This window comes from Candidatus Avelusimicrobium faecicola (assembly GCA_900540405.1).
GTDB classification, from domain to species: Bacteria; Elusimicrobiota; Elusimicrobia; order Elusimicrobiales; family Elusimicrobiaceae; genus Avelusimicrobium; species Avelusimicrobium faecicola.
In genome coordinates, this window is the sequence record UQFW01000004.1 from 1 (window position 1) to 19101 (window position 19101).

The 19101-nt window shown below is 50.1% G+C and carries 19 protein-coding genes and 1 tRNA gene; 12 read left to right on the forward strand and 8 right to left on the reverse strand.

The window, feature by feature from the left end; genetic code table 11:
* Positions 1-768: 768 nt before the first annotated feature.
* The 3 genes from ACQY18_RS00800 to ACQY18_RS00810 all read right to left on the reverse strand — a co-directional run bounded on the left by ACQY18_RS00800 (position 769) and on the right by ACQY18_RS00810 (position 4213).
* Complete coding sequence (locus ACQY18_RS00800; protein ID WP_428038479.1) at positions 769-1902, reverse strand: hypothetical protein; 1134 nt, start codon at positions 1900-1902, stop codon at positions 769-771.
* A 160-nt stretch (positions 1903-2062) separates the two neighbouring features.
* A complete protein-coding gene (locus ACQY18_RS00805; protein WP_428038480.1) occupies positions 2063-3580 on the reverse strand; it encodes a hypothetical protein in 1518 nt (505 codons plus the stop codon).
* Positions 3581-3673: 93 nt separating this feature from the next.
* Complete coding sequence (locus ACQY18_RS00810; RefSeq protein WP_176777253.1) at positions 3674-4213, reverse strand: hypothetical protein; 540 nt, start codon at positions 4211-4213, stop codon at positions 3674-3676.
* Between the two features lie 111 nt (positions 4214-4324).
* Between ACQY18_RS00810 and ACQY18_RS00815 the strand changes: the two genes are divergently transcribed.
* A complete protein-coding gene (locus ACQY18_RS00815; RefSeq protein WP_428038481.1) occupies positions 4325-4942 on the forward strand; it encodes a hypothetical protein in 618 nt (205 codons plus the stop codon).
* 8 nt (positions 4943-4950) lie between these two features.
* Positions 4951-5487: a hypothetical protein gene (locus ACQY18_RS00820; RefSeq protein ID WP_428038482.1), complete on the forward strand. Its 537-nt coding sequence runs from the start codon at positions 4951-4953 to the stop codon at positions 5485-5487.
* A 72-nt stretch (positions 5488-5559) separates the two neighbouring features.
* Here ACQY18_RS00820 and ACQY18_RS00825 read toward each other — a convergent pair whose 3' ends face one another.
* Positions 5560-6042 (reverse strand): redoxin family protein, encoded by a 483-nt coding sequence (locus tag ACQY18_RS00825; RefSeq protein WP_176777250.1) that lies wholly within the window; start codon positions 6040-6042, stop codon positions 5560-5562.
* 65 nt (positions 6043-6107) lie between these two features.
* Between ACQY18_RS00825 and ACQY18_RS00830 the strand changes: the two genes are divergently transcribed.
* The 5 genes from ACQY18_RS00830 (at position 6108) to ACQY18_RS00850 (ending at position 9356) form a co-directional block, all read left to right on the forward strand.
* Positions 6108-7028 carry a peptidoglycan DD-metalloendopeptidase family protein gene (locus tag ACQY18_RS00830; protein WP_176777249.1) on the forward strand — a complete coding sequence of 307 codons (921 nt, stop codon included), beginning with the start codon at positions 6108-6110 and terminating at the stop codon, positions 7026-7028.
* An 18-nt stretch (positions 7029-7046) separates the two neighbouring features.
* Entirely contained in the window at positions 7047-7439 is a 393-nt protein-coding gene (locus tag ACQY18_RS00835; RefSeq protein WP_428038483.1) for a bactofilin family protein, read from the forward strand.
* 20 nt (positions 7440-7459) lie between these two features.
* Positions 7460-8140: a SurA N-terminal domain-containing protein gene (locus tag ACQY18_RS00840; protein ID WP_428038484.1), complete on the forward strand. Its 681-nt coding sequence runs from the start codon at positions 7460-7462 to the stop codon at positions 8138-8140.
* A gap of 9 nt (positions 8141-8149) precedes the next feature.
* Complete coding sequence (locus ACQY18_RS00845; protein ID WP_428038485.1) at positions 8150-9058, forward strand: PfkB family carbohydrate kinase; 909 nt, start codon at positions 8150-8152, stop codon at positions 9056-9058.
* Positions 9059-9173: 115 nt separating this feature from the next.
* Positions 9174-9356 (forward strand): hypothetical protein, encoded by a 183-nt coding sequence (locus ACQY18_RS00850; RefSeq protein WP_176777244.1) that lies wholly within the window; start codon positions 9174-9176, stop codon positions 9354-9356.
* Positions 9357-9424: 68 nt separating this feature from the next.
* On the opposite strand, the gene ACQY18_RS00855 is transcribed toward ACQY18_RS00850, so the two are convergent.
* Together ACQY18_RS00855 and ACQY18_RS00860 are read right to left on the reverse strand one after the other, a co-directional pair.
* Positions 9425-10459 carry a glycosyltransferase family 9 protein gene (locus tag ACQY18_RS00855; protein ID WP_428038486.1) on the reverse strand — a complete coding sequence of 345 codons (1035 nt, stop codon included), beginning with the start codon at positions 10457-10459 and terminating at the stop codon, positions 9425-9427.
* Between the two features lie 486 nt (positions 10460-10945).
* A tRNA-Leu gene (locus ACQY18_RS00860) sits at positions 10946-11029 on the reverse strand.
* A 271-nt stretch (positions 11030-11300) separates the two neighbouring features.
* On the opposite strand from ACQY18_RS00860, the gene ACQY18_RS00865 reads away from it, so the two are divergent.
* Positions 11301-12305: a SpoIID/LytB domain-containing protein gene (locus tag ACQY18_RS00865; RefSeq protein ID WP_428038487.1), complete on the forward strand. Its 1005-nt coding sequence runs from the start codon at positions 11301-11303 to the stop codon at positions 12303-12305.
* Between the two features lie 87 nt (positions 12306-12392).
* Here the strand turns inward: ACQY18_RS00865 and ACQY18_RS00870 are convergent, their stop codons facing one another.
* On the reverse strand, positions 12393-14330 hold the full coding sequence (locus ACQY18_RS00870; RefSeq protein WP_428038488.1) for an N-acetylmuramoyl-L-alanine amidase family protein: 1938 nt from the start codon (positions 14328-14330) through the stop codon (positions 12393-12395).
* 25 nt (positions 14331-14355) lie between these two features.
* Here ACQY18_RS00870 and ACQY18_RS00875 point away from each other — a divergent pair, with 25 nt between their 5' ends.
* The 4 genes from ACQY18_RS00875 to ACQY18_RS00890 all read left to right on the forward strand — a co-directional run bounded on the left by ACQY18_RS00875 (position 14356) and on the right by ACQY18_RS00890 (position 17655).
* The gene (locus ACQY18_RS00875) at positions 14356-15105 is read left to right on the forward strand and encodes a Nif3-like dinuclear metal center hexameric protein (RefSeq protein ID WP_176777241.1); all 750 of its coding nucleotides are present in this window, start codon (positions 14356-14358) and stop codon (positions 15103-15105) included.
* Positions 15106-15123: 18 nt separating this feature from the next.
* A complete protein-coding gene (locus tag ACQY18_RS00880; protein WP_428038489.1) occupies positions 15124-16359 on the forward strand; it encodes a M20 family metallo-hydrolase in 1236 nt (411 codons plus the stop codon).
* Complete coding sequence (locus ACQY18_RS00885) at positions 16360-16779, forward strand: type II secretion system protein (protein ID WP_428038490.1); 420 nt, start codon at positions 16360-16362, stop codon at positions 16777-16779. It abuts the gene before it with no gap.
* Between the two features lie 63 nt (positions 16780-16842).
* Entirely contained in the window at positions 16843-17655 is an 813-nt protein-coding gene (locus tag ACQY18_RS00890) for a prepilin peptidase (RefSeq protein WP_428038491.1), read from the forward strand.
* Between the two features lie 64 nt (positions 17656-17719).
* On the opposite strand, the gene ACQY18_RS00895 is transcribed toward ACQY18_RS00890, so the two are convergent.
* Complete coding sequence (locus ACQY18_RS00895; protein WP_176777238.1) at positions 17720-18949, reverse strand: Bcr/CflA family efflux MFS transporter; 1230 nt, start codon at positions 18947-18949, stop codon at positions 17720-17722.
* Positions 18950-19101 lie beyond the last annotated feature (152 nt).

The window sequence follows — 19101 nt, forward strand, 5'->3', positions numbered from 1 at the left end:
CCAACCGCTATGCGGACGATTTCCGCGGTTTAGATGTTTCCCCCAAGGGGGCAACAGGGAGTAGATATTTCACCAAAGGGGACCCGCGGACCGGCAGAGGTGGAAATGGGTTTGAGATTGGGATGATTAGCAGCAGGTTTGGGTTTAGTAACGTTGAACTGAGAACGTTTCGTATGGTTGATGGAAACACTCACCACCCTTCATTGCAATACCAATATGGCTTGATCCGCTATTATCAGAGTGATAATACTAGTTGCTGGGGAACCAACCAAGCCGGGCGCGAATTATGTGCGGACTTTTGCGGAATAGATACGCCTGTGTCAATGTGTTGTGATAACGGAACGGCTACTATCTGCCCTTTTCCCACTGACAACTAATTTGTCCGCGCTTTGTGCGCGTTATAGCGCCGTTTAGCACCCTTTTACACCCCGCCCAAGCGGGGTTTTTTATGGGGTTGCACCCCAAACCCGCCTTACTTTTTTTCATTGCAAAAAAAGTAAGCAAAAAAGCTAGCCCCCTGGGAACCTATAAAACCTATTTTGAGCCGGGCGTTTTACAACTCCCTACGGTCAAACAAATAAAACGCCTTTATAATTCCGTTCAAAATAGGTTTTATAAGCAGGTTCAAAAGGGGGGCATTTAACGGCAACGGCAAAACGGCAAACAACGAGAGTAAAAAGGAAGAAAGACATTTGGCGCGCACGGAGGAAAAATCCACACTAAAGCGGGGGCGTTTTTATTTGATTAAAGAATTTTTTTAAGAAAAAATTAATTTTTCGGTTCGGTCGGTTGCGCTTTGGGCGCAGTGGAGCCCTGCTCTTTGGGCGCGGTGGAATCTTGCGTTTGGGGCGCGGGTAAGTCCGGCTCTTTTTGCGCGGCCGTTTCTGCCGTTTGGGGGGCCTGTTCTTGCGGAGTGGCGGCAGATGTCGCTTTCGGAGCGGTGGCCTGTTCTTGCGCGGCGGCTTTTTCTTGCTGGGCCGTTCCGTCCGTGGCTTTCGGGGCCGTTTCTGCCGGAGTTTCCGGGGTGCTGTTAGCACGGGGCGCTTTGTCCGTTTCGGTCTTAGCTTGTTCCGTTTCTTGCGCCGTAGCGGTTTGCGGTTTTTCGGCATCTTTCGGCGCATTTACTGCGGCGGTTTTTAACTCGTCCGCGCGGGTTTCTTGCGCCACAGTTTCCTGTGTTTGGGCCCCTTGCGGGATGTTCGCGGGGGCGGTTTGCGGTGTGTCCGCATGCGCGGCTTGCGGCTCCGCCGGGGTTTGCGCTTGAGTCACGGCGGCAGGTTCCGCCTGTTGCGCCTTTTTAGCGGGTGCTTTTTCCTCCGCCTGTTTGGGCGCGGCCGTTTTGGCCGGAGCTATATTTTTAGCGGGGGTTTCCGCCTGTTTTGTAGGAATTTCTGCCTGTTTGGCAGGTGTTTCAGCCTGTTTAGCAGGTGTTTCCGCTTGTTTGGCGGGTTTCTCGGCTATTTTTTCTTCCTGCGGTTGCGGGAAGTAATCTTGCGCCATTTTTTCCACCCGTTTGAGCGCGGCGGAATAATCCGCACTGGCTTGTGCAAAGCGGGAGGTGACCGCGGTGCCGGGAGTGTTTTTGGCTATTTCCAGCTCGTAGCGGGCTTTTTTAAGGTCAAAATCCTGGCGGGCCCAAAATAAATCAATTTGGTGGATTAAGCGCTCTTTTTCCTCTCCCACCACTACCGGGCAGGAGTTGAGGGCCTCATTCAAAATGTGCAGGTTGCGTTGGGCGGCGTCCAAGGTGGCGGCGGCAATAGCCGGGTGGGCGGATTGGGCATCCGGCACGGAAATAGCGGCCGCTACGCTGGAACTGCGTTCGGGCAGATAAATGTTGCCCACCAGCATACCGCCTACAAATACTAAAGCTAAAGTAAATAAATATAAAATATAGCGCATAAAGACCCTTGTGTATATTTTAGCAAAAAGCGGCCCCGGGGAACGGATAATATTTTGCGGTTTTGGCGGAGCCGTTCAATCCTACCTGCCGGAGCGGGTTTCCGGTGCCGAAAATAAAAAACGCCGCCTTGCGGGCGGCGTTCAAAATAAGCGGTGCAGGTTATCTCTGCCAACCGTGTTGTTTTTTGTAATGGAAATAATTTTTCATGGCGCGCAGGTATTCAATATAGCCGTAAGCGCCTTCGTTCAAGTTGGTGTTGTACCAAAGGTAGCCGTCCATCCCGGCGGCAAATAAACCGTCGGCGGGTTCTTCCCCGCGGTCATATTTGCTGGAGGCAATTACCGCTACATTTTGGTCCATTTGGCGCAGTTCGGGCATCATGGCTAAACCGCCGTTGGGAACCAGTAAGTCGGTGACGACTAAGTCATAATGTACCCCGTCTTGCACGTTTTGTAAAAATTTACTGCCGTCTGCAAACACTTCCACTTTGGCATTTTTGCCCAGGTAGCCTTTTTCGCCCCATTTGCTAAAGTTCAAGCGGGGCAGGGTGTCATCATTAATTACGGCAATACGCATATTTTCCGGGAGGTGTTTTAATAATTCTTCCCGCTCTATGGCCGCGGCTTCCTGCGTAATGGGCGGATTGGCTTTTTTCATGCGCACATAGGCGTAAGATTCCATTTCTTCCAATTCGTCCGGGTCCAAAATCAAGGTAGAGGAGCGCGGGAGCAGGTAGTCGGTCCCGTCCGGGTTTTTCAAGAAAAATTCTTTTAAGTCCAGGTGGCGTCTGTCAATGCGGCCGGCAACCTCTTTTTTAATCCCCAGTTTCCCTTTGAGCATGGGGTTTAATTCTTCTATCACGCGCACCCAGTACGTTTCCTGCGCCAGCAAGTACGGGTCTTTAGGAATAGAAGTTAAAGCGGCCCGCACGGCGTATAAGGTATCGTCGGCCCTTTTGACCAACCACCCCACTTCGGCAGGAACCGGCATGCGGCCTTCTCCGGGTAGGGCGTTGTAATAAATGGTGGGCATTACATCGGCTTTGGCTTGTGCAATTCTCTGCTGTACTTCGGCATATTGTTTGGTTAAGTATTCCATGGTTTCCGCCGGAACGTCGTGGCGCATATATTGGGAAAATTGCCCCGGTTGGGTCGGTTTAACGGTGTTTAATTCGGCCAGTTCGTTTCTTAAATTCACCCAGCGTTGGCGCTCCCGGCCGATAATGGCTTTATCGGAAAGGGTGTTTTCTTTAACGATGGTGACTTTTTCGGGTACGGCTTCGGATTTAACAAATGCCAAATTGGCAGACGGATAGACCGAATGTTTGGGGGATTTTTTAGTGCCGGCTTGCGCCCCGGTTTGGTTCGCCGGAGCGGCGGCCTTTTGGTGGCGGGCGGGCGTTTTGGCCCCGGCCTTGCGGGTGGCCGCGGCGGCTTTTTTATCTGCCGGGTGGTGGGCGGAAAGTTTAGCCGCGTTGGAGGCCGAGGCTTTGGCGGCCCGGTGGGCCGTGCCTTGGGTGGCGGCGGTCAAATGTTTTACGGCGGAGCCTGTTTCGGCGGCTTTTACGTCCCGCGCCGCCGTTTTGGCTACCGCTTTAATAATGTTTTTTTGTTGTGCCCACGCGGCGGGCATGCAAAGCAACAACGCCGCAATACTAAGCCAAATTTTTTGTAGCATAAAATCTCCTTAAAATGGTATCTACTTATAGTGTAATATATGCGTGAATAAAATGCCATGGGCCTAAAGCCCCAGGCATTTTATAGGCCCTTGTTAATTTTTAGGGTCGTAATGGGTTTCGTCCGCCTGTTCTTCTTCCTCTTCTTCAAAATCTTCTTCTTCGGCGCGGATGTCTTGCGCAAAGCGGGCCCAATCTTTGGCGGGGGCTTCAAAATTGATGTTCAGCCCGGTGTTGGAATAGGGGCCGAAGACTTTGTCTTCCCCGGCTAAAATGTTTTGTTCTAGCGTCACTTGCATAAAAAAGTTATCCGGCCGGTTGAACGCACTGCAACAGTTTTGGGGCGGCTCGCTGGGGCGCATATAAAAAGAGGCTTTCGGCTCCAGCATAGTCCAGTTGCTTTCCTGGCGTTTGGCTAAAACCTCGGCAATAAAATCGGATAAATAAATGGTTTCTTCGTCCTTTACGGCTACCAGTTTTTCCGCTAATGCGGGGTTGAAAACGCTTTCGCCCTGGCAATATAAACCTATTTGGTATTCCATAAATTCCCCTTCACTGCCCGGGGTAGACCAAATGGTAAGCGGGGTGATTTCCAATTCCAAGTGGCCGTGTTCGCCGAATTTTATTTTAGCCATAGTCGCTCCTTGTGTGTAAAAAGGTAAAATCAGTTTCTCTTATTATAGTAAATCGGGCGGAAAAATCCGCGCGTGTTTTGCTACAATAAGGGGAAGGGAGATTTTTATTTTATGAAAAAAATTTTATTGCCGTTATGGGCGGGTTTGTGCTTGTGTGCCTGCCAGAAAGAAGCCCCAAAACCCGTAGAAGTTTCCCGTTCCCCTGCGCCCGTGCCTACGCAAACAGGCCCGGCGGCTTGTTCCGGGCAGTATGCGGAAAAACTGCGCGCGTGCGAACCTTTTACCTGTGTGGAAAACATAGACGTAAACGGCCCTAAAACGCTCACCCGTACCGTGGTGGGCCCGCAAGAGGGCCTGTGCGTGGAAACCACCGCATGGCAAGCCGCCGCAAACGCGGCCCCCGCGCCGGACGGTTGGCCCGGCCAATGGGAGCAAACCTGCCGTTTCCCCGCTGCGGAACAAACGCAACAGGCGGATTATTTAGCGCGTTATTTTGCCCCGGAAAAACCAATCACTCCGCAAGCCCAGTTGTTGCTCCCTCCGGCAGAGCCGTCCCCGACGGAAAACCCTTTGGCTGTTTTTTTACAGAAACACCTTTGTTCCCGCCCGGAATTGCCCGGGGAGAGAACCGTTCCGCCTATCCGCTGTACGGGGACGGATTCCATAACCGTTATTTTACCGGGTAAAAACGGCGTGCCGGTGCCTCAAACCGTGCGGTGTGAAAATTAGGAGAATGTATGTTCAAAAAAACGCTTTTGTTGGTGTCTGCTTTGTGTTTTGCGGCGTGTTCTAATCCCCCGCAGGAAGACGTGGCGGCATTGGCCGCCCCCGCCGAAACGGCCCCTATGCAAAAAGGAAATTGCAACGCGGCGTATACGGCACATTTGGGCCGTTGTGAAAACTACACTTGCACGGAAGGCGCCCCGGACGGGTTGGAAATTGTCCGCACGGTAAAAGGCCGGGAAGGGGATTGGTGCGTGGAAAGCGTGGTGACGAAATCCGCCGGGAAAACGCCCGCGCCCGAGGACGAATTTTTGGAAGAAGACGAAACGGCCCAAGAGCAAATTTGCGCATACCGGGCGGAACAACTGCCCGTAGCCGCCGATTATTTAAGCCGCTATTATGCGCAGAACGGCAACTTTTGGGTTCATTCGGATGTGTCCGCTTCTTTAACCGCCGCCGAAGACGAAAACCCGTTTGCGCAATTTGCGCAAGACGGCACTTGCGCGTGGGCGGTGGCGGATGCCGCCGATGTGGACCAGGTGGATTTTTAATTTTGCGCTTTTGGAAGAGACAAAAAATCCCCGGGCAACCCCGGGGATTTTTTAGCTAGAACGGTTTTTAAGTTATTTGGTCAGCTTGGTTAGTTCTTCCTTAAATTGGGCTTCCAAATCCGGCGAATAGCCGTTCCACGCGCGCACCAAGCGGTGTTTTTTATCAAATAACATAATGTGCGGGAAACCTTGCACGCCCATTTCCGTTCCGGCCTGGCGGGCATTATACAGGGCTTTGGTTTGCATATTGTGCTGTTTGATAACGGCTAATACGGCTTCTTTGTCGCTATCCGCAAAGGCGCCCACTACTTCGGCTTTGCCTGCAAAGGCCGCGCTGGCGGCATCCAATGCCGGCAAGGAGCGTTTGCACCAGGGGCACCAGGAGCCCATAAACGCAATCAATATGGGTTTGCCTTTGTAATCCGCAGAGTTCCAGGAAGTTTCTTCCGTGGCGGCTACGGGTAAAGAAAGGTTGAGTTTAGGCACCTGCGGCAACGGTGCAATACAAGCGGCGGCCAAACAGGCTAAAACTGCGGTAAAAAGAATTTTTTTCATAGATTTCCTCATTTTATTTATTTTGGAGCGCCAACAGACGCTCCGTATATGATAGAATACAAAAGATGGATAAATTAATCAATTCGTTGGAACGGTGGCTGGGCGAACGGGTGGACATATTAATTATGCCCCGGTTCGGCTCTTCCAAAAAAATTAAAGTGCGCGTGCTGACCGTGCTGGTGGTTTTAGCCTTGTGGCTGGCCGTGACGGTGGCCGGACTTTATTTTTGTATCCGCGCGTACGATTACAACATTACCAAAGCGGATAACCGTTTAATGCGCGTAAAAATGCAGTTGATTTCCGACGAGTTGGAGCGCGGCCGCAAGTATTTGGATTTATCCCGCACGACGGAAATGCAAATGCGCCAAATGTTAGGTATGCCGGGCGGAAAATTTGTTAATATGCCTAAAGGGTGGGAAGAACAGCAGGAAAAGGCCGACGCGCGCGCCAAAGCCTTGTTCGGCAAAGATTTGAAAGATTTTGATACAGATGAATTTGAAAAATATATAGATGCCCTGCAAGATACCGCCCAAACGCGCTTGGCCGCGTATCAGGAAATTGCCTGGTACTATGCCAACGCCCGCGAGGGCCTGCACTCTACGCCGTCTATCCGTCCGTCTACCGCGCGGATTAGCTCTGGCTTTGGGTACCGGTTGGACCCGTTCGGCCGCCGTTCTTCCAAACGGCACGCCGGGTTGGATTTTGCTGGCAAGCCCGATAGCCCCATTATGGCTACGGCCGACGGCGTGGTGCGCCACACGGGTTGGGTAAACGGTTATGGGCAGGCGGTACTGGTGGACCATGGGTTTGGGTATTCCACCTTATACGGGCATACAACCGGTGTTCGCGTAAAAGCAGGGGACGTGGTGAAGCGCGGGCAGATTATTGCCACCATGGGCTCTTCGGGCCGCTCCACGGGCACGCACCTGCATTACGAGGTTTGGAAAGACGGCCAGCCCGTCAATCCACGCAACTATTTTAAGTGATTTTTTAGGAGGCAATTTATGGGATTTTTGAAGAAAGATTCTGATTTTGAGTCTGGCGAACATTTTTCTATCGTCAGTGCCGAGTGTTATTTTCAAGGCACCTTGAGCGTACAAGGTTCTTTGCGTGTGGACGGCCGTTTGGAAGGGGCGGTGGATAATGCTCGCCATATTATTGTTGGCGACGGCGGCCACATTACCGGAGATGTGACGGCGGAAGTAGTGGTGTGCGGCGGCGAAATTGAAGGAAATGTATGCGCCGAAATGCTGGAAGTTTTGGCCAAAGCCCGCATTAAAGGCGATATCCGCGCCAAAAAAATGATTGTGGAAGAAGGCGGACGGATTGAAGGGCATTGTTCTATCGGCGGTACGGAAGAAGATGCCGCCGCGCAAGAAGACGGATTAACTAAATAAATTAGGGAGCAAAAACAAGTATGATATCGTTTCTCATCAAACACAAAAAAAGTATTTTAATTATCACGTTGGCGTTTTTTATCGGCAGTATTGTGTATTTGGGGTTGGATTCTTACAGCCGCGGCGCGTTTAGCACCACGGCCGCAACGGTGGGCGGCACGGAAATTTCCTACCGCCAGTTGTATAAAGTATCCGAGGACCGCGCCCGCGCTATCCGCAACCAGGGGATTGATGTGGACGAAGATATGACCAAATTTATCCAACAGCAGGTGTTGGCCGCGTTAATCAGCGAGGAAGTCCTCAACCAAGCCGCCCACAAAATCGGCCTGAACGTGGCGGATTATGAAATCGCTTACGACATCCAATCCGCGCCCCAATTTAACGATAACGGCCGCTTTAACCGCCAGGCGTATGCGTATGCCCTTAAACATTCTTTGGGTATGACGACGGCTGAATTTGAAGAACAACTGCGCAAAACCAAACTGGCCGACCGTTTCCGCGGGGTGTTGTATTCCCATTATAAATTAACGCCGGAAGAAATTAAATATTCCTACAAAGTGCAAAACGGCAATATGAAAGATTTTGAAAAAAACAAAGCCGCGTTTAGCGCTAATTTGTTGGATACCAAAATGGAAACCGCGCAAAAAGCGTTTTTTGACGAGTTCAACAATCAAGTAAACATTAAAACTTATTTGAAATAGGATTTTACCGTGAATAATAATGTGGTAGTAGTGGGTTCCGTAGCTTTTGATACGATTGACAACGCCAACGGCAGTGTAAAACAAGTGTTGGGCGGCGCGGCGAGTTATTCGTCCATTTGTGCCAGTTATTTTGCCAAGCCTTCCGTAGTGGCGGTGGTAGGAACGGACTTTTCCGCCGATTACCGCGCCCCGTTTGTAAAACGCAAGGTGGATTTATCCGGCCTGCAAGTGCGCGAAGGGCTTACTTTCCACTGGGGCGGCCAGTATGATAAAGATTTTAATACGGCCGTCACTAAATTTACGGATTTGAACGTATTTCAAAACTTTCAGCCGGTTTTAACCAAAGAACAGCAAAACGCCGCTGCCGTGTTTTTGGCAAATATAGACCCGGAATTGCAACTATCCGTATTAAAACAGGTCAAGCACCCGCGCTTTGTGGCGTGCGACACCATGAACTATTGGATTTCTTCCAAAAAAGATGTGTTGCTAAAAGTAGTCAAAAAGATTGATATTTTCTTTTTGAACGAAACGGAAGCCCGCCAATTAACCGGCGAATATAATTTGATTAAGGCCGGCAAATGGCTGTTAAAACAGGGCGTTAAATATGTAATTATTAAGCTGGGCTCCAACGGGTCTATGTTAGTCAGCAAAAAGGGTGTGGTGCAGCTGCCGCCTTTTGTGCTGGAACATGTACACGATACCACCGGCGCCGGGGATACATTCGGCGGCGGATTTACCGGCTATTTGGCCAGTGTAAAAAAGTGGAATAGCCCGCAGGAAATCAAACGCGCGATGATGATTGGCAACGTGATGGCCTCGTTTACCATAGAATCTTTTAGCGTGGAGCGCTTGGCCTCGCTCACCCAGCGGGACATAAAAAAACGCTTGAACGAATATATTAAAATGTTGACGTTTTAAGCCAAACCCGCCCCGGCCCCAACCGGGGCGGATGTGTGTTCGGCGTATAATATAAATGCCGCGGCCCCGGTACGGTTTGGATGTGACCGTGGCGGCAGGAGATTAGGGGGAGAATATGTCACGGTGGAATAATGAAGTTAATGTGCGCCTGACTTTAGGGTTTGTGGTGTTTTTTTGGGTGGCGCTCATATACGCGCTGATTGCGTTTATAAAGCGCTGTTTCCAAGCAGACCCGTTTACCTGTTGGACGGTCACCGTGATTATCTTTTTATACTTATACAACCGTTGGCGCAGTTAATAATTACGTTTGAACGCGTGGATTTTTTATCCCCGGGTGCGTGCCCGGGGATTTTTTATGCCCCAGTATTAAGGTTGCTCCGCTTGCGTGCGTTGAATGAGCCGTTGCAACGCATTTAATAACAGTTGTTGGGTGTAGGCGGAAAAATCACTGCCGGATTGGGCTGGCTCGTTGGGAATAACCCATTCTGTATCGTCGGATAAAATGGGGGCCGCTTGCCATAAATTAAGAGGATAGTTGGCATAGAGTGCCGTTAATTTTTTATGATAGGCGCATGCAATATGTACGGAAGCGGTATCAATAGAAAATACGGCATCTGCAAAAAATACATTTGCTAAAAAATCTTCCACGGTATGGCTGGCTATGTTTTGTATGCAAGCGTGCGGGGCATATTGGTTGAGGGCCGCCAAATAGGGGCTATCTGGTGGCAGATTCAAAAACCGGAAAACAAGGTTCCCGTTATCCGCTTTGGCAATTGCTTGAGCAAGAGCAACGGGGTTTAGAAACCGTGTGCTTCCTTGCGGACAAACTAAAATACAGGTTTTGTTGTCTGGCAACGGGTGTTTATTCACTTTCGGTGGATTGAGCTGATATTGGGCTGGAAATTGAGCCGCAAATTGGTAAGGCGTTAATTCAAGCCAATTTCTAAAATGTATTTTCGGGTTAATCGGGCAATACAGGTCAAAACTGTGTACGGAGGCCATGGTGTAGGAACCTTTCGGCGGTTTTTCTACAGTAATGGCCATTTTAGGGTCTAATAATTCGGCAAATAAAATGCGGCGGGTGGAAAAAGTGGTGGAAAAATCCAAAAAAACATCCCATTGGTGGCGATTTTTCCAAGCAGATAGGAGCGAATCTGTTATTAAATGGGTATTGAATGGGGTGTTGGTAAATAAATCTTTGTTTCTGGCTTCTATTACAATGCCTATTTTAGCGTGTGGCAAGGCCTGTTTGAGCTGGGATAAATAACCGGTGGCCATCACGGCATCCCCCAGCGCCGGCCCCACTGGACGGATTAAAATAGAGGAAGCTGTTTTACAGTCAGCAAGATTTAGCACCCTTTTGGCTTTGCACGCGGCCATTACCAGTTTTTGATTCAACATTATAAATATAATAACAAAAAAACCTGCTTTTAAGCAGGTTTCTAAATATTTTACCGGGGAAGGGACTTGCCTTCCGGTAAAATTCCTGACGGAATTTTCCTGCAGGCGCAGGAGTGCGCTTTCGCACCGGGCTCGCGGTTTTTGCCTTGCGCGAAAGGTACCCTTTTACGCGCGCAAACAAAAACATCGCTCCGCCTTTCAAGTCCCTACGCAGGCAAAGCAGTTTATGCGCTCCCCTGTAAAATAAAAAAACCGCCTAAATGGCGGTTTTATATTTTACCGGGGAATTGGGCCTTGCCTTCCGGTAAAATTCCTGACGGAATTTTCCTGCAGGCCGGGCTCGCGGTTTTTGCCTTGCGCGAAAAGTGCCCTTTTATGCGCGCAAACAAAAACATCGCTCCGCCTTTCAAGTCCCTTACGCGCATAAAGCAGTTTATGCGCTCCCCTGTAAAATAAAAAAACCGCCTAAATGGCGGTTTTATATTTTACCGGGGAAGGGACTTGAACCCTTAAGCCCGAAAGGGCAATGGTTTTTGAGACCATCCTGTATACCAATTCCAGCACCCCGGCGTAAATCTTTTGTACTTCGTAAATCTTATATATTTATTCTAGCAAATTTTATGTTAAAAAGGAAATGTTTTTTGTGTATAAAAAATTTCATTTATTTTTTAACGGCTTTTGGCGTTTCGGGCGGTGGGCACAAAATGCAAAACGCCGCACCGTTCCACCCAAAGCAGGCGGTTTAGGTAAATTATATCAAAATAAGCGGCCGGGCGGGCCCAGGTTCCGGCTAGGCCCAAAGGCCCTGGTTTTCCGGGTGTTCAAAACCTATAATATAAGTATGAAAAAATATACCTTATTGACCCTTTTTTTATTATTAGCGGGTGGATTAAATGCCACCACGCTTAATGTGCTTGTGGGCCGCGGGCAACGCATAGCGGAGCTTTCGTTTTCTGCCCCGTATGCCGTGGCAAACGCAGGGGAGGTATATGGTCCCATTGCGGCCGAAAATAATTTGAAGTTGGAAAACACCGCGCCGGACCGCCTGTTAGTCAGCGTGCGGGATTCCAAAACCGGCAAATATAAAAGTTTAGGCACTTTTAAGGGGCGCGTGGACGTGGTGCGCCGGGTAGCGGGCCTGAATATGGCTTCGCCCCGCCCTGTATCCCAATTAAAAGCGCGCAAAATAGGGGAACGCGCGCTCCGATTGGCGGAAGAGTCCGTACTCGGCGGGCGTTTTATTACCTACAAACACCCGGGGTATGGCGGCAAGATTGTGTACGAGGGCCCCTTTTCCGCCTACGGTAAGCAAGGGGTGGAACTGGTGGAAACCGTAGAGCTGGAACGCTATGTCACCCAGGTTGTCGCGTGCGAATTGGGCGGCGAAAAGGCCATAGAAGCCCTAAAAGCGCAAAGCGTTTTGGCGCGTTCCTATGCGTTGGCAACGGTAAAAAGCCGGTTGGATTCTTTGGCAAACGGCGGGCCGAACTGGCTCCACTTCCAACTATTTGCTACGCCGAAAGACCAAGCCTATAACTGTAAAAAACGGGTGGACGATAAGGAGCCGCCCTCCGATTTGGTGGTGCGTGCCGTAAAAGCCACGCGCGGACAGGTTTTATTGCGCAACGGGAAGCCGGTGGCCGCCCAATATAATACCGGGGCCGTCAGCGGGAAAGACAGCGTTTCTCAGCAACATATTCAAAATTTAGCCAACCGCGGGAATTCCTACCGGGCCATTTTGGCGCGCTATTTTAAGGGCGTAAGAATCTTGCCGTATCAAATAGATTTGGTGCGCGAACTGGCCAAGAGCAGTTTGGCGGCCGAGCTTAAAAAAGGTAAAAAATAAATCCGTTTTGTACCACTAAAAAAGACCTTGTCCGCTGGGGCAAGGCCTTTTTGTTATGGGCAAACAAGGCGCCTCATGCGGGCGGTTTTAACGCGGGTAAGAAAGCGGCGTTTTGTTGGCCCAACGTTTAGGGGCCGCCTTTGTCCGTTTGAGGCGGCGCTTGCCGCGGCGGACTTTTTTATTGGCTTTGGGCGGGGCGGGTTTTACGCCGTAAAAATCCAAAATGCCTTCGTAAATGGCGTTGGCGAATAGCTTGCGTTTGGCGGGGTCTTTGGCCATTTCTTCCTGTTCGGGCAAAATAATATAAGCGTTTTCCACCAAAATACTGGGCATTTGCGGAATACGCGGAATAAATAAAATATCGTTGGCAATCATGCCGTTATCCGGCAGGGGCACTTGGCGGGTAAACGCGCTGTAAACCGCTTGCGCCAAACCAAAGCTGTGCGGATAATTGTAATAAACCGAATACCCCCGCGGGCGCGCGAGCGGGTTGGCGGTTTCCGGCAGGGCGTTGTAATGTAAACTGACAAAAATTTGCGGGTTGGTTTTTAAGGCCAAATTATAGCGCCCTTGCAGGCTCAAATGATTGTTGCCGTGGCGGGTCATAATCACTTCCGCACCGGCGTTTTCTAACAGTTTTTGCGTGTCTTGCGCCAAGGCCAAATTGGCCTCGTACTCCAAATACCCGGTGGGGCCGACGGCGCCGTCGTACGGAACGGTGCGTTTGGGGCTGTGCCCGGCGTCCAGCAAAATGCGGGCCCCGGCCAAGGGTTTTTGCGGGGTGGAGGCAATTTGCGGCTTGTGCATAAGGTCTAAAAGCAGGGTGCCTTTTTCAAAGTCGTACGCGTGCCCCCACGGGCCGGTGCCGGGCTTAAAAGAAACCACAAATTTAACCGTATCGCTGGCGGGGTAGCTCCAAGTGATGTTTTCCACCAGGGGGCTGGTGGTATCCAGGCTGAAGTTTTCCCCAAAGCCGGACGTATAATAAAGGGTCAATTCAAAGCGGTCATTAAATTCCTGTACCTGAATGGGCACTTCCCTCAGGCCGTGAAAGGCCAGCCGGGTTTTACTGTCCGAAACAGTGGCCGTCAGTTGGTCAATATAGTTGGGCGTGTATCCGGCAAACGGATGAAATTTCAGCCGGTTGGCTTCCAGCCAGGCGGATTCGTTTTCGTTCAGTGCAATACGGTACAGACCGTTGGAAAGGCCGTTTACTTGCACGCGGCCGTAAGCGCGGTAAAAGGGGTAAAGGTTTTCTTTATGCACGGGGATTTTGCGCACTTTTACGCCGGGCAACGTAATTTCTGCCGTGGTGAACGGATTTTTGGCATCTAAAATTTTAATTTTGCCCGGGGCTGTTATTTTGGCTTTGGTGTAGCCGGGGGCATTTTGCATTTGGTACGTCACTTTAACGGTGCGCGGTTTTTGGTCTTCGTCCAATAAATATTTGGCCCGGTAAATGCCGGGTTGGGCGGAGTCTTCTTTCATGGGGATTTTTTTGGCCCCTTTAATGCCGCTTAACGTATAAAAAACTTCCGTGCGCGGGGTGCCGCGGGCGGAAAGCTCCAGTAAATCGCCCGGCATGAGTTCCACTGGCGTTTTGGGGTACACTTCTTCCGGGTCAAATTCCGCCCGTTCAAACAGCTTTTTCAACGGGAGCCCCGGCACAATAACGGTGCGTTTGGCCTGATATTTTTGTTCCCCGGCGGTAGCGGTTAAAATGAAATCAAATTTTCCGTTTTCCACCGGCAGATAAGCCAAAAAAGCGCCGTTGGTATGCAAAGGCACCGCTTGGCCGTTAATATCCAACGTGGCATTGGGTACGTTTACTTGCCCGAAGATAAAAATGTTTTTTGCCCCCCGGGAAACGCTCATTTTTTCGTGCGGGTATTGCACGGTAATGGGCGCTTTGGCGGCCTGCGGCCCTTCCTGTGCGGGCAGGTAAGGGGCGGCGGGAAGCGTTTGTCCGTGTGCGGCTAAAAAGGGAAAAAGGGTTAAAAATAAGAAAAAAACTATTCTTTTCATCCTTATAAAATGATAACATAAAACTATGACGGCTTGCGATGAAATAATTGCGTTCTTAAATTCTTATTTGAACGCGGCCCAAATACCGGATGCCAGCCAAAACGGCTTGCAGGTGCAGGGCCCTCAGGAAGTGCGTAAAGTGGCGTTTGGCGTGTCGGCCGGGTTGGAGCTTTTCCGCGCGGCCAAACAGGCGGGCGCCCAGTTGGTTATTACGCACCACGGACTTTTGTGGGGCAAGGAAGAACGCCTCACGGGTACTTTTGGTGCGCGGGTGGCGTATTTGTGTAAAAACGATTTAGCCCTGGCGGCGTATCATTTACCGTTAGATATGCACCCTGTTATCGGGCATAATGCGTGTTTGATAAAAAAATTAGGCGCGCAAGACCCGCAACCTTTTGGGCGCTATCACGGCCAAAACATCGGTTTTAAGGGGCAGATAGACTTGCCGCTGGCGGAAACTTGCGCCGTACTGGAGCAATTTTGCGGCGCGCAAGGGCGGCTGTTGGCCTTTGGGCCGGAACACATCCGCACCGTAGGCATTGTAAGCGGCGGCGGGTGGAATATGTTGCCGCAAGCCGTGGAAGAAAAACTGGATTTGTATGTGACGGGGGTAGTGGATGAACCCGTGCAAGAATGGTGCCGCGAAGGCAAAATAAACTGCCTGGCGCTGGGGCATTATAATTCCGAAAAGCCCGGCGTGTTGGCTATGATGGATTTAGTAAAAAGGGAATTTGGCGTAGAAACCGAATTTATTGATATAGCAAACCCTATTTAGGAAAAGCGAGGTTAAATTATGGAAGATACGAAAAAGATATTCGCTAAAATAGACTCTTACAAGGATTTTGTGGTGGACGTGCAGACCAAAATGATTGCCTGCCCGGCCGTTTCTCCGCACGCCGGAGGCGACGGCGAAACCGCCAAGGCGGAATATTTACTGGCCTTGCTGAAAACCATGAAATTTGACGAAGTTTTTGTCATCAACGCCAAAGACCCCAAGTCTAAAACCGGGGTGCGCCCCAACATTGTGGCCAAATACTACGGCCAAAACAAACAGAAAACCTTGTGGGTAATGGCCCACATGGATATTGTGCCCCCCGGGGATTTGAAATTGTGGAAAACGGACCCGTTTAAGGCCGTTGTAAAGGGGGATAAAATTTACGGGCGCGGCTCCGAAGACAACCAACAAGGTTTGGTGTCCGGCCTGCTTACCGTAAAAGCGTTTATGGATTTGGGCATCCGCCCGCCGGTCAACTATGCGCTTTTGTTAAACGCGGATGAAGAAATCGGAAGCACTTACGGCATTGTGGATATTTTGAAACGCCACGGCAAAACTTTTTCCAAAGAGGATTCTTTCTTAGTGCCGGACGGCGGCAACCCGCAAGGGACTATGGTGGAAATTGCCGAAAAAAATATGCTGTGGGTAAAATTTACCGTACAGGGCAAGCAAACGCACGCTTCTATGCCTAAAGCGGGTATCAACGCCAACCGCGTGGCTTCCCATTTAATTGTACGGTTGGAAGAGCTTACCAAAATTTTCAACAAGAAAAATACCTTGTTCGCACCGGAATCTGCCAGCACCTTTGAGCCGACCAAACGCGAAGCCAACGTGCCCAACGTAAACACCATTCCCGGTACGGACGTGTTTTACTTGGATTGCCGCGTTCTGCCCTGCTATAATAACGAAGACGTATTAAAAGAAATTACCCGCATTGTAAAAGGGGTGGAAAAACAATTTAAGGTAAAAGTGAAAATTGAGCTGGAACAATGCGAATCCTCCAAACCGACGGATAAAAAAGCGCCGTTGGTGGGGGCGGTAATTAAAGCGGCCAAAGCCGTCTATAAAAACCAACCCAAAGCCATGGGCGTGGGCGGCGGCACGGTGGCGGCGTATTTGCGCAATAAAGGGTACAGCGCGGTGGTGTTTTCCAAGCTGGACGATATGGCCCACCAACCCAACGAATACAGCAGCATTAAAAACACGTTGGGGGATGCCAAAGTATTTGCGTTGGTAGCGCTGGAGCTGAAATAAATGCTTACAAAAGGTTTTACCAAATTGGAAGTTTTAATTACGGTATTGGTGTTTGCTTTCTTGCTGGGCTGTACGGTGCCGCGTGTTATGCACCTGGTACACAAAGCCAAAGAAGGCAGCACCAAGCACCGTTTGGTTAAAATGCGCAGTGCTATTGCCGCTTATTACGGGGAACACCAGGGCACTTATCCGACGGATGATTTATCCTGCCTGGTGCCTAAATATATTGAAGGTATCCCCATGGTGACTATCCCCGGGTTCCGGCCCTCGCACCATGTAAGTACGGGCTCTTATGAACAGGCGTTTACCAACCAAGGCGGTTGGGCCTATGTAAACGACCCGACCGACCCGCGCTACGGTGACGTATTTGTAAATACTAATAAAGAAGACAGCTACGGCACCGCCTGGAACTTGCATTAATTTTGCCCCCGACCGTTTCGGCGGCCGGGGGTTTTTTATGTATATATATACAAGAGAGTGATTATGGATACTTTAATTTTGGTGTTTGCCGCCCTGTTCGGGCTGGTAATAGGCAGTTTTTTGAACGTGTGTATTTACCGTATTCCAAACGGTAAATCCATTGTGTGGCCGCCGTCGTTCTGCCCCAAATGCGGCGCGCGTATTAAGCCGTATGATAACATCCCGGTATTAAGCTATATTTTTCTGTTAGGCAAATGCCGCAAATGTAAAGCGCCTATCAGCATGCAGTATCCGCTGGTGGAGTTTTTTACCGGTGCGCTGACCACGCTTTTTGTGTGGCATTACGGGCTGACCCCGTGGACGTTTGTGGTGTTGGCGGCGGCGTACGCGCTGATTATCTTATCGGTTATTGATATGGAACTGATGATTATTCCGGACCGCTTTTCATTGGGGTTAATTGTATGGGGCCTGTTATTTGCCTGGTGCAACCCGTATTTTGAGGGCGTCTGGTGGCAGAAAGAGCTGTATAGCTTGCTAGGCGCAAGTGTGGGGTTCTTTGGCGTACTGGCTATTGCGCTGATTGGCACTTGGCTGTTTAAGAAAGAAGCCATGGGCGGCGGCGACGTAAAATTAATGGGCGGCGTAGGCGCGTTAATCGGTTGGCAAGGGGTAATTACCACGGTTATTTTTGCCTCTTTTATCGGGCTCGTCTATTCTATTTTCCTGATGATTTTTAAGGGGAAGAAAGGCGGCGATGCCATTCCGTTCGGCCCGTTTTTAAGTATGGGCGCGCTTATCAACCTGTTTGTATTGGTAAAATTTACGGATTTATCGTCCGGGGCCGATTGGCTGATACAAAAACTCTTGTCTATGTAGTTTTTGCAATTTCAAAAAAATCCCGAAGTTTATTTACTTCGGGATTTTTCCTTTCTAAATAGATTTAAGCGCAAACATTAGCGGTATTAGCGGCAGTTGTTTTTTGGCGAACCCATAACGCGCATACGCCGGAGCCAATAGCGCAAAGCACCAATACAAGCCCGGTGGTAAAAAGCATATTCCCCATACCCACCAACGGGGAAACAATACTGCCGAACAGGAATCCGCACGCCCCCAATAAGGCCGAGCCGGTACCGGCCTGTTGGCGCACGCTATCCATGGCTAAGGTGGTGGCGGCGGTTAAGGAAAGCCCCATCATAAATAATAAGGCAAACAGCAACCCTTCAAACAGCCAAATGTTGGCCCCGCCCAATAAGGCGCCCCATACCAATACACTGCCTATGAACATACCCGCGCAACTGGTTAAGACGCAGTTTTCCTGCCGCTTGAATTTAACGGACAGACCGGCCCCAACGCCGATAGCCACCGCATTTATCCCAAAAAATAAGCTAAAGGCCAGTGGGCTAAAGCCGTAATGCTGTTGGATGATAAACGGCGAGGCGGCAATATACGCAAACAAAACGCCCAGCGCGCAGGACATTTGCAGCGTGTAGCCCATAAAGGTTTTGTTGGTGCAGACGCCCTTAAATAAAGAGAAAGTTTTAAGGAGCGGGGTGCGGGAGCGTTTGGCGTGGGATAAAGATTCGTTAAAATGAATACACGCGCCTAACAGAATAATGCCCAGTACAAACAGTACCGCAAACACGCCGCGCCAATCGGTCCATTTTAATACGGCGCCGCCAATGATGGGGGCCGATACCGGGGCAATCCCGTTAATGGCGCCGACAATCGCCAACGCTTTGGCCAGGCTCGCGCCCTTAAATTTATCGGTGGCGATAGAGCGGGAAATAACAATTCCGCCCGCCGCCGCGCAACCTTGCACAAAGCGCAACAGGACAAAAAACCAAATGCCCGGCGCCCAAATGCACCCCAACGTGGCCCCTAAAAAGAGCCATAAAGAAATCAGGAGCGGCAAGCGGCGGCCGTACTTATCACTAAGCGGGCCGAACAGGATTTGCCCCGCGGCTAGGCCCAACATGGAAAAAGTCAGCCCCAACTGCACTTGCGGGGTGCTGGCATTAAAAAATGCCGTCATAGCCGGTAGGCTGGGCAAATACATATCCGTCACAAACGGGCCGAAGGCGGTTAGCATGCCCAAAAATACAAATAAAAAAAAGGCCGAATTGCGCCTTTTTGTGGAGTGTCCCTGCCAGGTTTTTTTGGTATTTCTCATACCTAAATATAGTATCTTTTTTGGGAGCAAATTTTCAAATTTCCGTCTATTGTAAAAAAGGGGGAAAAAGGTTATTTTGATGTCCGGCGGCGCGTATAATTGGTAAAATATAAATAGGTCACGCGTGAAGTCACATCACGCAAATTCAAAAC